This window comes from Mycobacterium sp., assembly GCF_035506235.1.
Lineage (GTDB): Bacteria > Actinomycetota > Actinomycetes > Mycobacteriales > Mycobacteriaceae > Mycobacterium.
The window spans coordinates 1-12569 of sequence record NZ_DATJPU010000243.1 but is presented as its reverse complement, the minus strand read 5'-3'; the positions used below and the strand labels follow the sequence as shown (position 1 = coordinate 12569).

Sequence of the window (12569 nt, the reverse complement as noted above, 5' to 3'; positions counted from 1 at the left end):
GGAATCCGCGCAGCGAATGGGCCTGCTGCGCAAGCACCGTGGGCGTCTCATGGTGACCGCGCGGGGCAAGGCCGCACGCGGCGACCCCGCGGCGCTGTGGTTCCAGCTCGCCGAACGTATGCCGCTCACGTCGAAGGATGTGTGCGAACAGCAGGCCGGGCTTCTCTTCCTCACCGCGGTCGCTGCCGGTGAGAACGACCCCGACGGGTTCCTCGCCGACCTGCTCGATGCCATCGGTTGGAGGCACGGTGACCACACACCGATCACGAGGTCGTCGGCGGGGCGCATCGCCTGGGACACCAGAGACGTGCTGCGACGGCTCCGACTGCTGGCACCGGACAGTCGGGTCGCGGAGCCTGAGCGTGTCACACCGCAAGCGGTGGCATTCGCCCGCGCCGCGGTGCGGTCCTGGCCATCCGCCGCGAAATCGACACCACGGTGTGATCTCGCTGGATCACAGCCATATCCGCGTTTCGCGGCGCGTGCCTGAGCACTCGGGCGCCTGAACCGCGCGGTGGGAGTAGGATTCAGTCCTACTCAACGATGGAGGTCGCTCATGCGAACGACGCGGCAATTGAGCATCACACTCCCAAACGACATGGCCGAAGCGCTCCGCGAGCGGGTGCGCTCAGGAGAATACGCCAGCGAAAGTGAGGTGATCCGCGAGGGCCTGCGGGCGTTGTTCGCCCGCGATCAGGCTATTGAAGCCTGGCTTCGTGACGAGGTTGCCGCTGCGTACGACGCTGTGGTCGCCGACCCTTCGCGCGCCGTCACTGCGCAGAGGGTGCGGGCGCGGCTGGCCGCCGAGCAGGCCGGGAGAGTGTGAGTCCCAGCGTCGTCTTCACGCCCGAGGCGGAAGATCAGCTCGCGGAGCTGTACCGCTATATCGCCGCCGCGGGGTCGGCCGAAGTCGCGGCGCGCTACACGGAGGCGATCGTCGCTTACTGCGAGGAGCTGGCCGCATTCCCGCATCGCGGCAGCGCGCGCGACGACATCAGGTCTGGACTGCGCACAATCGGTTTCAGGCGACGGGTCGTTATTGCATTCGCAGTGTTGGACCAGACCGTGGCGATCATCGGCGTCTTCTACGGCGGGCGCGATTACGAGGCGGTTCTGAGTGATCCAGACGATGCTTCGGAGTAGCCGACTCGACCACGTGGCAATTAGGGTCTAGCACTGTTGCGTCGCGTAACACGGCAGGGCATATCCGCAGCACGCGGAGGGCTGGCCCAACGACGCAGGAAGACAGAACCCGCAGTTCAGAGCCTGTTTCCCCAGGTTCGGTGCGGGGTTCGAGTCCCCTTAGCTCCACAAGTTTGACGCAGTTGACATTTATAAATGCGCTCTCGCAAATAATCACGTCAAGGCCTAATGGCACAGGCTCAGGGATGTAGGTTCCACTGACCGCAGTCCTCGGCAAGGACGTCGTTGACGTCGACTTCGAGTCCCCCGACTACTGGGCCAGGATTCGACGCCGTACTTACCACGCGTTGGTAGAGGACCGCGGCGGGCTCGATCTGACCGCGGGACCAGGACCGGGTCTGCCAAGCCCACCGGTGCCCGGGGGTGCGCGAACTTCCGATAACGCCGTCGGCGGCGGCCCATTGGCACACATCGAGACCGCCGTAGACGCCGGTGCGCTGCACTCCCAGTACTGAATTGATTCCGCGAAACCACTTAAGTGCCAAATTGTTCCAGGTGTCGTGGTTTATGTCCTCGTCGACGCTGAAGAAGATCGGGGCACTCTGACCGCCACCCGCCGCGGTATGCAACTTCCAGGCGGTGTGAGCATCGGCGACGCCGCCCTCGAACCCGCGCCTGAAATCTGATGGTGCTGTCCCGCCTGGCTTGCCGTATTGGTAATTGCTGACAATCATTAGCCCAGCAGCGGTGAGCTGCTCGGCGTAAGGCCGGGTGATCGGCTTGGCGCCCATGGACGAGCCGGGACGCGATAGCGACACGTAGTTAATGACCCCGGCGTAGCCAGCAGCTCGGATGTGCTCCGCTGGAACTTGGCGCATGGCGAAGTCGATCAGTTTGGGAGTGGCGGCAGCCGCCGCAGGGACGGTGCCAGTTTCCAACGCCGAGTACAACCCTGGCAGTGCAGACATAGCGACGGCGTAGCGCAATACGTCGCGCCGGGGAATAGCGCGTGATCGCCGGAGGCACACATTTACCGACAAGTCCTGCATCGCGTGATGTTAAATATGTGACTTTTGTGAAAAGAAGTAGCGTGCAGTAGTCGATATCAAATCGGTCTTTGCGGTTCACCGGCCTGAGTCAATGGCTGGAGCGGTGGCGACGATTCTGTTGGTTCAGCGTTCTGAGCCGAACGGGGTAGTGGGTGTCGATGCGGGACATGCGCTGCGCAAAGCGAATCGACTCAAGCTAGACGCCGATGGTTGCGCCGAGGCCGCACTGTGCAGTTGTGCGGATACCGTCGCCCGCGAGGGCGAGCACGGTGTCTTCCGTCCGCAGCAGCGGTTGGGTGCCGGTTCTAACCAGGGCGAATTCGTCGATGATTGTCTGGTGCTCCGGAGTGTGGCCCCAGATGCTGACGTCCTGCCATGTTTCGGGCTCCAAAGCCGTTTCCGCCCTAGCCGACTGGATCGGCCGGATCGAACCTGGGATGCAGGCCGACCTTGAACGCCACCGGGCTGTTGTCGCGGACGGCTTGGCTGTCACTGACCAGCTGAACCTCTGCGCGGAGACCGGCACAGTTGTAGCTCGCGCGTTCCCGATAACTATCGTCGAGACGTCAACCACTCGACCTTGCTATCCAGACAGGTCGCCGGGTTGCCTGCTCGCAGTTGTCCCTCACCAGGAGGCGGCGCCCATGGCGAAGACAGAGATCGCTGCGCTGCTCGCCGTGAGCGCCGCATTTTTCATCGGCTTCGGAAATGTCATCCACCTGCGGTCCGCCCACCAGGTGACCGATGAGGAGGTCGGCATTGTCGGGTTGTTCACCCGGCTGTTACGCGATCGCCAGTGGTGGCTGGGCACTATCGGCGGCGGGGCTGTCGGGTTCTCGCTGCAGGCGGCGGCCCTCAGCCTCGGCTCGGTAGTGGAGGTGCAGGCGATTTTGTGCACCGCTTTGCTATTCGCGCTCCCGATAAATGGAAAGCTGTACCACCGCCGCGTCGCCCGCTGGGAGTGGGCCTGGGCTGCGCTGCTCGCCGCCGGCGTCGTGGTGATCGTCACGGTCGGCAATCCGCAGCCTGGCCGTTCGCATTGGTCGCTGGGGACCTGGCTCACGGTGGGGGTCGTCATGCTTGCAGCGCGAATCCTGTGCGGGGTGGGCGCACGGATCTGGCCCGGCACGCCCAGAGCAGTGCTGCTGGCGGTGATTGCCGGTTCGCTGTGGGGTGTGGTCGCGGTATTGACAAAGGGTGTGACGGCATTGCTTGGACACGGCTTGCCGGCGCTGTTGCGAGCGCCGGAACTGTACTGGTGGGCGGGGATTGCGGTGGCGGCCATGGCTCTTCAGCAGTCGTCCTTCCGGGCCGGGTCGCTGACCGCCTCTATGCCGACCATGTCTATTACCCAGCCGGTCGTCGGCTCGGTGCTTGGCATCGTGGTTCTCGGCGAGACGATCCACACCGGCGCCTTTGCGTATATCGCCCTAGGTGTGGCCGTCATCCTGACGGTGGTGGCTACCGCGGCGCTCGCCCATGGTCAGGCGGACCGGTCGCACGCCGGTGGCGCACGGCCCCGGAACCGAACAACTCCGGAGTGACGGCTTGTTGGACGGCCATCGCGATCATCGCCCGGCCATGAAGGTCGGTCACCGCACCCGGATACGGAAGGCACTGCTGGAATAGGTCCGCGAAACTCCACCTGGAGGCCACCAGATCGGTGCGTCGGGCCGCCAGGGTGCGCAGCGCATCCCCACGCAATTTCATCACCACACAGTGGTGGCAAGTCCCGGCGCATCCCGCCTGAGTGATGATCGCGACGTCTTTCCCTCGGGAATGGGGGTGCGAGCTCGGCCCGCTGTTCGGGCTGGCCCAGGCATGATCCAAGCCGGCGTGCCGGTGAATTATCCGGCCCCCCTAGGTCCCGGGCAGATCCGCGGGAGTGCTGCTCATCGTGGCTCATCACCGGTACAAGTCGTCGATGAGCGCCTTGTTCCGCTCCGCGACCACGTCGCGCTTGACCTTCATCGACGGGGTGAGCTCTCCAGCCTCGACCGACAGGTCGTGATCGAGCAACGCCCACTTCTTGATGGTTTCCCACCTGTTCAGTTCGGCGTTGAGCCGTTGGACGTACTCATCGATGAGTTGGTGCACCTCGGTTGACTCCACCAGCTCCGGGTAAGAGGCGCCGCTGCGGCCCCGCTCGGCGGCCCAGCTTGCGATCATCTCGGGGTCCACAGTGATCAGCGCGATGCAGAAGTTGCGCGCTTCCCCCAAGACCAGCACCTGACTGGCGTAGGGACACAGGGCGATCAACTTCTCCTCGATGGCCGTGGGCGCGATGTATTTGCCGCCCGATGTCTTGAACAGATCCTTTATGCGGCCGGTGATCGTGAGGAATCCGTCGGCATCGAATTCTCCCTTGTCGCCGGTGCGCAGGTAGCCGTCGTCGGTGAACGCCTCGCGGGTCGCCTCAGGCATGTTGTAATAGCCCGCCATCACGCAGGGGCCGTTCATCTGGATCTCGCCATGGTCGCCGATGCGGGTGTGCGTGCCCTCGAACGGGAGTCCCACGGTGCCGAGCTTGTAGTGGTTGGGCCGGTTGAGCAAGCCGCCGCCGGCGGTTTCGGTCAGGCCGTAGCCTTCTATGATCAGCAGGCCGGCAGCGTGAAACCATTCGGCGACCTCGCGGTTCAACGGCGCCGCGCCCGAGACGAAGAACCGGATGCGCCCGCCGAACAGGTCTCGCACCTTGGCGAAGACCAGCCGGTCAAACAAGGCGCGCTCGAGCCGCAGCAGCAGCGGCACCGTCTGGCCGGCACGGCGTCGTCGGTCGACCTCCAACCCGACAGCGAACGCCCGGGAGAACAGTTTCGACCGTGGGCCGCCGCGTTCCTGCATCATGGTCACGATCCGCGCATGGGCCTTCTCGAAGATCCGCGGTGCGGCGGCCATGAAGGTCGGCCGGATCACCGCGGCGTTCTCCATGATCTTGTCGATACGTCCGTCGACCGCGCTGGCGAACCCGCATGCCAATTGGGCAGCGATCAACATCTTCCCGAAGGCGTGCGCCAACGGTAACCACAGCAGCTGGACATCGTCGCCGCATACGATGTGCTGCGCGGCCGCCGCCCCCCAATACACCCATGGCCGGTGGGGCAGCAGGACGCCCTTCGGCCGGCCGGTCGTCCCGGACGTGTAGATCAGTGTTGCGAGCCGCTCGGGCGTGATCGCCTCGGTGGCCTGCCGGACGCATCGGGGGTGTTCAAGCAGATACTTGGCCCCTATCTCTGCCAGATCGTTCAGCGTGATGACCCAGTCGCCGTCGGCGGCGCCGTCGAAGACCACCACCTTGCACACGTCGGGCAGCGCTGCTCGCTGCGCGGTCAGCTTGGCCAGCTGGTCGTCGTTCTCGGCGAATACGATCCGGGATCCGGAGTCACCGAGAATGTAGGCGGTGTCGGCGGCATTGGTGTTGGCGTAAACCGTCGTGGTTGCCGCCCCCGCGCACATCACCGCGAGATCGGCCAAAATCCATTCATATCTGGTGCTGGACGCGATGCCGACCCGCTGTTCGGGCTGCACGCCCAGCGCCAGTAGCCCAGCCGCCAACGGCTCCACCCAGGCCGCGGCGTCGCGCCAGGTGGTCGACACCCATCGGCCATCCTCCAGATAGCGGAATGCTTCCTTGTCCGGCGAAGCGTCGGCCCGGTCAAAAAAGAGCGCGGCAAGGCTGGCTGCGCCGGTGGCCGTCGTGCCCGCAGTTGTCTCGTTCATGACTTCTCCGTTCTAGGCACCTCTACGCTCACTGTGCTCTTAGGCCGGGAGCGTCCGGGTTCGTATGGCAGATCGAGGCCGCTCAGCGAACTTCGAGAACCTCGCTCAGTGGGCGTCGCGGCGTGGGAGGCTGTGACGGGTGGGTGCTGTGCGCAGTGCCGATGCGGACCAGCAACTGCGGCAGTGCCGTCTTTCCGGTGACATGACGCACTATCTCGCGGCTGGGATCCACCTCGATCATGTGTGTCAGCGTGCAGGTCGCGAGCCCGGCCATAGTGCACTCCAGCAACACTGCCGACAGCGCCTCTCCGCATCCCAGTGCGTTGGCGCTGCTGTCATCGCAGGTCGACAGCACCACGATCTTGGACCGGTCGGGTTCAACGTCGGCCCGCCGCGGCACCACACCGTCCGTGGGGAAGGCCCGTCCCACATCCACACGTTCTTCGTCTAGCTGTGAGGGCAGCGCACCGGGCGGGATGCCGTCCGATTCACCCGAACCTGTTGTCCACCAACGTAATTCGGCATGATACGTGTCGTCGTTACGGCGCACGTGTTCGCTGAGCAGCGACGCCTCGGCCAACCGAGATCGCACATCCTCGTCGATCACTGCCAACTCCGCGACGCTGGAGTCGACCGTGGCGCGCAACACGGGCTCCAACGAATTCCACTGCTGCGGGGCAGCGAATGGACGCCGATCGGTGCGGCGTACCCGGATCGCGTCGGCGCGCGACCGCTGAGCATCGGTGGTGGTATCGGACGGTTGGAAGTCCATAGACGCCAGATGGTCTGGGTCCTTCGGGTCGCTCAATCGATCGACGCGCGTCTGCCATCCCACCGCGGACATGGCAACGCGCAGGTGATCAAGCGCTGCACCGCAGCTGATCGGCACTTCCCGGCCAGTGCTGTCAGTGCCGCTGCCGATCCGGCCGCGGTCCGCGAACAGGTCAAGCACGCCGCCCTGCAACGACCACCGCCAGGGCTGGCTGTTGTGTAGCGACGGTGCACGGCAGGCCAGCTCGACAGCCTGTTTGATCACCCCGGTGTCTACAGTGGTCTGAAACATCTCGATCACCACTCCTCTTGTCGGCGTCCCCTTGCCACGTGCGCGGTTACACCGCATATGTGGCCACCACCGCGGCCCTGCTATGCCGCCCTCCCGACAGTCTTGCGCCAAAGACAGGCTGCCGAACAGGGGCGAAAGCCCCCTTACCAGGCCCGGACTGTTTGGGGCAGTCGCCCTCGACGATTTGCTTTGCACTCGCGACGGTCTGGTTATGACGGGTGGCGGGGACGAGGCAACCTCCTGCGCCGCCTGGTGCTGCCCCCAAGCATGCGGACGAGATCGTGCGACAGCACGACGCCAGCGCTGCACTTCAGTCCATTCGTGGTCAAGCGTGGTCATCGTTGGGGGTTGGCCCGCCAACTGTGCCGGAATTCCGGGGCGGTAGAGCATGAACAGTTCGACGAAGTGGTCGGGCCATGTTTCACCTTCGTGGCGTATGCGCCGCCGTTCGGGCAGCGTCGTGAAGAACTGACCCGTGGCTACGCTGCCGTCGTCGCGTTGAACCCGGCACCGAATCGCCCGTTGGCTACGACGGGGACGCGCGACGGCCGCCCTCATCCGATCCGACGGGACGGTGATTTACGCCGGCTGCGATGTGCTCGAAGCATGCTCTCGCGTAACGGTATTCGCGCTAAGCCTCACTAACGCATAGACTCGCCGCGTCGTCCAGAATACCCAGGAGCGTCCCAAACTGGTCGAGCTGTGATTCGCAATCACCAGCGGCGGCGCGAGGAGGCCGCTTCCCGCGGTTCGCCCGTCGCATTCGGCAACTGAGGGCGGAAAAGCCCGGGTGTTCAATTAACTCCGAAACCAGCGCAGTCTCGACGGACGGGTATTCACCCGGAAAGCCGTGGCTGGTAGCGATGGAATTGAATGCGTCGCAGCAGACACGGCCGCAGTCCGGCACGTCGGCTCTCGCGGCCGGACGCAGCGTCAAAGGCACAGCGACCTCCCGTTGTCACTGCAAACTGTAAGCGCTCACGCTGTCCTGTTGGCGGTGGCGAGCTTGGAGCGGACCCGCACCAATGGTGCGTTGGGGTCGTTCAACCGTGGAACGGCCGCGAGGGTGAAGTCGGCGATTGCGCCCGGGCGAAAGACCAGGCAGTGGGTCGAGCCGCCGAATTGGAAGTAGCCCAGTCCCTCGCCTTTGGCAACGTGGTGTCCGGGTTTCACGTTGTCGCCGATCATGCAGGACGAGACCTCGTCCATGCCGACCGCCACGAAAGCCACCAGCCCGATGACGGGATTGTCGGCATCGATGAGGATGATCGCCCGCACCGCGACGTGCGCCAGATACGACTGCGAAACCGGCGGTGGGACGGCGTCCCAATCTTCAGAGACGACTTCCGAGAAGTAAGTGCCCTGCCGCAGGAAGGCCCTGACGATTGTCCCGGCCACCGGACTGTGCCACCGGTGATAGTTCATCGCGCTCAGATATGCCTGATAGACCGTTCCGCCGACGAACTGCTCAACCGAATCGTCGTTGGCCAGCATGTCCCGCAGCGAATACGGTTGGCTCTTAAGCCAGAAGCGGTCCTGGCGCTTGACACCGGTGGCCAAGCGGTAGGGCGTCGACTCGCAGGCGTTGACGATCACATTGTCGTCGTCCGGCGAGGCCAGCGGACGTGCCCCGTCCTTGAAGCGCCGGGTGAAGAAATCGTTCCAGGACCGAAAGCCCCAATGCTCGTCCTGTGGGTCGTGCTGGAACTGCTCGATGCCGATGGCGCGTCGGGCCGCGGCGCACTTCCAGCCCGACGGCGAATCGTTGAGCACATACAGCGAGTCCGCGCCGTCCAGAAACTCGCACCAGGCGCTCAGGATTTTCTTGAGCGCCGCATTGATCCGCGGGTCGCGGAACGCCGCGAACCCGGATGGCGTGCCCATCGCCCAGTCGAAAATCGCGCAGAGCGGCGTGATCACCGCGTTCTCGCCGAACTCCGGCGCAAATGTCAGGATCGCGTTGATCAGCCGCAGCATATGCTCGACACTGCCCAAGTGGTTTTTGCGGTACGGCCCCGTGTGAGGAACCTCGGCGACCATCCGGTGAACGTACATGCGCACCACGGGATCCGAGTCGATCAACTCCTGGAACTCGGTGACCGAGGGATGCAGTATGACGTGCTCGCCTATGGCCTGCACCCGCTGCCGGTGACCGGAAAGCCAGGACTCCAAGTCGTCCTGGCTGTCGGGCAACCAGCCGGCCCGGCGCCGTAAATCAACACCATTTGAAGCAGTGGTCATCAGTTGAATCTACCGGCGTCAGACTTGAGGCGACCGCGATTCCGTTGGACGTGCGGCGCTGCGATCGCGTCGCGAGATTGCGGTATAAGTCGTCGAGCGCGATAAATGCGATGCGGCGTCCTTTCAGGAGGCCATCGCGTCCGCGGCGACGCGTGCCGAAATCGCTTCTAGGACAGCGTATTCCGCCTCATAGACTCACGCTCACCGAAATAGCGGGTACGCCTGCGTGCGCCGGTGTCATCGATTCAAAAGCTCGTCAACGGCCTCACCGCGGTCGGCTACCTTGATGAGGAAGATCAGCATCGGTTCCTGCTGGGCCCGGCTCCCTATGTACTCTCGTTGCGCTCCCGCAGTCTGCCCATCCGCGACATCCGACACGACGGCCTGGTTGCGCTCAGCCAAACCGCCGGCCTGCCAAAACTTCTCGCGGTGTCGGCCCAAATGCGATGTACGTCGACTGGGCCGAAACCGACGAACCCTTCGACTACGCACTGGCCGCCGGAATGCGCGCCCCGCATATCCCCAGGACAGAGACAACTCGCGTAACAGCGCGCGCATCGGAAAACCGCACGTCACAGTGCATTTTCGCAAGAAAGGGCTGGGGTTCGAGTCCCCTTAGCTCCACGCGATTAGCCGCTGGTCTCCGCGGCTCGTCGACGCACCGTCTGCAGCCCGTCTATTTCCGTGGCGGAAATCGTGGTGCGCACCATGTAGCGCGGCTCGCATGCCGGCCAGGGCCGGCCGCGATGCATGGTCGCGCGGTTGTCCCACATCACCACGTCGCCCTCGCGCCACGAGTGTGTGTAGCTTGCGCCGGGGGTGGTCGCCGTTCCGATCAGCTCGGCGAGCAATTCTTGCGCCGCTTTTTGCTCCATGCCCTCGATCGCGTAGGCGTGCGAGGCGATGTATAGCGCCTTCCGGCGATTTACCGGGTTCCTCCACACGAGACGCCAGCATTGCGGCGGCAGCGCCGCCCGCTCCGCCGGGCTCGCGAGGTCGGGCGCGATCTTGCCGCGCGAATAGGCGTATTCGTGCCACGCGAAGGAATTTTCCAACCTTAATTGCAGCGACGGCTCGAGGCGCTCGAACGCGAGCCGGGTGGAGACATACTCTGTCTCGCCGCCCCGGCCCGGAATGATGCGTGACGACAGCACCGAAGCGAGCGCCGGCACCCGCTTGAATGCGCTGTCGGTGTGCCAGAGCTGGTTCGCCTTGTTTTCCAAGGCGATCCGGTGATCTTCCGGAACGACGTCGCCCTTATCGTCGAGCGTCTTCAGGATCACGAGGTTGCTGCCGTAGCCCGCTGAGCCCACCTTGGTGACCTCGAGCGGGCCAAACCGGCGCGAGAAGGCGAGCTGCGCGTCATCGGTGACGTCCTGGTCGCGAAGGACCAGGACCGAGTGCTCCTCGAACGCCGCGCGCACCGCCGCGTACGCGGACTCACTTGCCGCGACGTCCCGGATGGTCACCCCACGCAGTTCGGCGGCAAAGCCCGGACCCAGCGGCACGACTTCCATCGGCGAACTCCATGCATTGCGCGGTGGGCACGACTTCGGCTCCTACGCGAGCCGATCCGTTTCTCCTATACTCCACATACCGCAGGAGGTGCGATGACTACAACCTGGGACACGCTGGATCGCTATGTCGTCATCTCGACGGACACCCATGCCGGGGCGGATCTGCTCGACTACAAACCGTATCTACCGACGCGGCTCCACGATGAGTTCGACGCGTGGGCCAAGGCCTACGCCAGCCCGTTCGACGATCTGGTCATCGCCACCGCCAACCGGAACTGGGACCATGAGCTTCGCATCGCAGAGATGGACGCCGACGGGGTGGCCGCCGAGGTGCTGCTGCCCAACACGATTCCGCCGTTCTTCCCGACGACCCCGAACATCACCATCAGCCTGCCCCGCACCCGCGACGAGTTCGAGAGGCGTTGGGCCGGTGTGCAGGCCCACAACCGGTGGCAGATCGACTTCTGTTCGCTGGCCCCGGCCCGGCGCCGTGGGTTGATTCAGATCTTTCCCAACGACGTCGAGCTGGCGCTGGAGGAAATCCGCTGGGGAGCCGAGCAGGACTGCTTTGGTGGCGTGCTCATTCCGGCGGTTTCGCCCGGTGACCCGCACGTCGCCCCGCTTTTTCACACCCGCTATGAACCGATCTGGGAGCTGTGCACCGACTTGGACCTGACGGTGGTGCAGCACGCGGGTGCCGGCAGCCCCGAGATGCCGATGGATCAGCCGGCGTCCAACGCGGTGTTGATCACCGAGATGGCGATGTGGGCCCAGCGCACCCTTGGACACCTGATCCTGGCCGGGGTGTTCGAGCGGTACCCGACGCTGCGATTCGCGCCGACCGAGCAGGGCACGTATTGGGTGCCCGGCCAGATCGGCATGCTCGACGCCATGGTGCCCACCATGAAGTCCGAGGCTCACAACCGCACCTACGGGATGTTCGGTGGATCGTCGGTCGACGGGCTGACCATGGCGCCGAGCGAATACGTCAAGCGGAACTGCTTCTTGGCCACAGAGCTCACACCGATCGACTCGGGGATGATCGATTTCATGGGCCCGGAGCACATCATGTGGGGCAGCGACTATCCCCACGAGGAAGGCTTTGCGCCCCACTCTAAGTTGGCCATTCGTTGGGCCCTGCACGACAGGCCGGAGGACGTGTGCCGAAAGATCTTGGGCGGCAACGCCGCTCGCCTCTACCGTTTCGATCTCGATGCGCTGGTTCCCGTCGCCGCCAAGATCGGACCCACTGTCGCCGAGGTGCACACCCCTCTGGAGGACACGGGCTACCGCGCCCCGGCCGCTTTCGGCTTCCGGCCGTTCGAAGGGGGCCTGGCCCTCAAGCGCCTGGCTCCGGAAAGAGGCTAGGACTCTTCGGCCAAAGCGGCGCTCAGCCGGCGGGTCGTAGCGGAGAGCTGCGCGCCCAGGCGGGAGACCGCCGCGCCGCTCATCGGCTCGGCGCTGGGGACCAGGCTGAGCATCAGGGCGATGCGCGACCCGTCCTCCAGGATCGGGGAGTCGATGTGGCTCACCTCGTAGGTGCGGTCCGGGGCCAGGCTGATCGGGAACCAATCCTCCTGATGGATCAGTTCGTCGGTCAACTCCTGCGCCAGCCGGCTCAGCCGGGTGGAACGTACCTCGGCACTGCGCACGATCTGCGCCAGTTCCCGCAGGCGCAGATCGGGCAGGATGTGCAGACCGACCGCGTAGCCACGCCGCTTGGCGTTGGTGATGGCCTCGCGGTAACGATCGCGCACGTCCTCGGGCAGGGTGGCCAGCCAGCGCTCCCGAGCCTCCGGCCCGGCCCAGGCAACGATCGACGCCCCATACGGCGGG

10 protein-coding genes and 2 pseudogenes are annotated in these 12569 nt (G+C 64.8%); 5 read left to right on the top strand and 7 right to left on the bottom strand.

Annotated features, from left to right (window positions below; genetic code table 11):
- From VMD50_RS22025 to VMD50_RS22015, 3 genes and pseudogenes are all read left to right on the top strand, one after another.
- A pseudogene (locus VMD50_RS22025) lies at window positions 1-490 on the top strand (hypothetical protein); the annotation flags it as partial.
- A gap of 66 nt (window positions 491-556) precedes the next feature.
- Complete coding sequence (locus VMD50_RS22020; RefSeq protein ID WP_325430694.1) at window positions 557-826, top strand: ribbon-helix-helix domain-containing protein; 270 nt, start codon at window positions 557-559, stop codon at window positions 824-826.
- Window positions 823-1143: a type II toxin-antitoxin system RelE/ParE family toxin gene (locus VMD50_RS22015; RefSeq protein ID WP_325430692.1), complete on the top strand. Its 321-nt coding sequence runs from the start codon at window positions 823-825 to the stop codon at window positions 1141-1143. Before VMD50_RS22020 ends, VMD50_RS22015 begins: the two co-directional genes overlap by 4 nt.
- A 239-nt stretch (window positions 1144-1382) precedes the next feature.
- Here the strand turns inward: VMD50_RS22015 and VMD50_RS22010 are convergent, their stop codons facing one another.
- Window positions 1383-2192 (bottom strand): DUF1906 domain-containing protein, encoded by an 810-nt coding sequence (locus VMD50_RS22010; protein ID WP_325430690.1) that lies wholly within the window; start codon window positions 2190-2192, stop codon window positions 1383-1385.
- A 196-nt stretch (window positions 2193-2388) separates the two neighbouring features.
- On the bottom strand, window positions 2389-2583 hold the full coding sequence (locus VMD50_RS22005; RefSeq protein WP_325430688.1) for a hypothetical protein: 195 nt from the start codon (window positions 2581-2583) through the stop codon (window positions 2389-2391).
- A 253-nt stretch (window positions 2584-2836) separates the two neighbouring features.
- On the opposite strand from VMD50_RS22005, the gene VMD50_RS22000 reads away from it, so the two are divergent.
- Window positions 2837-3736, top strand: a complete 900-nt coding sequence (locus VMD50_RS22000) for a DMT family transporter (protein ID WP_325430686.1) — start codon at window positions 2837-2839, stop codon at window positions 3734-3736.
- Window positions 3737-4097: 361 nt separating this feature from the next.
- On the opposite strand, the gene VMD50_RS21995 is transcribed toward VMD50_RS22000, so the two are convergent.
- The 4 genes from VMD50_RS21995 to VMD50_RS21980 form a co-directional block, all read right to left on the bottom strand.
- Entirely contained in the window at window positions 4098-5912 is a 1815-nt protein-coding gene (locus VMD50_RS21995) for an AMP-dependent synthetase/ligase (protein ID WP_325430684.1), read from the bottom strand.
- A gap of 82 nt (window positions 5913-5994) precedes the next feature.
- On the bottom strand, window positions 5995-6975 hold the full coding sequence (locus VMD50_RS21990; protein ID WP_325430683.1) for an Acg family FMN-binding oxidoreductase: 981 nt from the start codon (window positions 6973-6975) through the stop codon (window positions 5995-5997).
- 978 nt (window positions 6976-7953) lie between these two features.
- On the bottom strand, window positions 7954-9216 hold the full coding sequence (locus tag VMD50_RS21985) for a phosphatidylserine decarboxylase family protein (RefSeq protein ID WP_325430681.1): 1263 nt from the start codon (window positions 9214-9216) through the stop codon (window positions 7954-7956).
- A gap of 629 nt (window positions 9217-9845) precedes the next feature.
- Window positions 9846-10733, bottom strand: a complete 888-nt coding sequence (locus VMD50_RS21980; RefSeq protein ID WP_325430679.1) for a TauD/TfdA dioxygenase family protein — start codon at window positions 10731-10733, stop codon at window positions 9846-9848.
- Window positions 10734-10826: 93 nt separating this feature from the next.
- Between VMD50_RS21980 and VMD50_RS21975 the strand changes: the two genes are divergently transcribed.
- Window positions 10827-12101: an amidohydrolase family protein gene (locus tag VMD50_RS21975; protein WP_325430677.1), complete on the top strand. Its 1275-nt coding sequence runs from the start codon at window positions 10827-10829 to the stop codon at window positions 12099-12101.
- Here the strand turns inward: VMD50_RS21975 and VMD50_RS21970 are convergent.
- A pseudogene (locus VMD50_RS21970) lies at window positions 12098-12569 on the bottom strand (transcriptional regulator); the annotation flags it as partial. The gene VMD50_RS21975 and the pseudogene VMD50_RS21970 overlap by 4 nt on opposite strands.

Bases quoted from the DNA above. Each gene is read 5' to 3' on its own strand.
- VMD50_RS22020 (WP_325430694.1), top strand. From the start codon at position 557: ATGCGAACGACGCGGCAATTGAGCATCACACTCCCAAACGACATGGCC.
- VMD50_RS22010 (WP_325430690.1), bottom strand. From the start codon at position 2,192: ATGCAGGACTTGTCGGTAAATGTGTGCCTCCGGCGATCACGCGCTATT.
- VMD50_RS22000 (WP_325430686.1), top strand. From the start codon at position 2,837: ATGGCGAAGACAGAGATCGCTGCGCTGCTCGCCGTGAGCGCCGCATTT.
- VMD50_RS21995 (WP_325430684.1), bottom strand. From the start codon at position 5,912: ATGAACGAGACAACTGCGGGCACGACGGCCACCGGCGCAGCCAGCCTT.
- VMD50_RS21990 (WP_325430683.1), bottom strand. From the start codon at position 6,975: ATGTTTCAGACCACTGTAGACACCGGGGTGATCAAACAGGCTGTCGAG.
- VMD50_RS21985 (WP_325430681.1), bottom strand. From the start codon at position 9,216: ATGACCACTGCTTCAAATGGTGTTGATTTACGGCGCCGGGCCGGCTGG.
- VMD50_RS21980 (WP_325430679.1), bottom strand. From the start codon at position 10,733: ATGGAAGTCGTGCCGCTGGGTCCGGGCTTTGCCGCCGAACTGCGTGGG.
- VMD50_RS21975 (WP_325430677.1), top strand. From the start codon at position 10,827: ATGACTACAACCTGGGACACGCTGGATCGCTATGTCGTCATCTCGACG.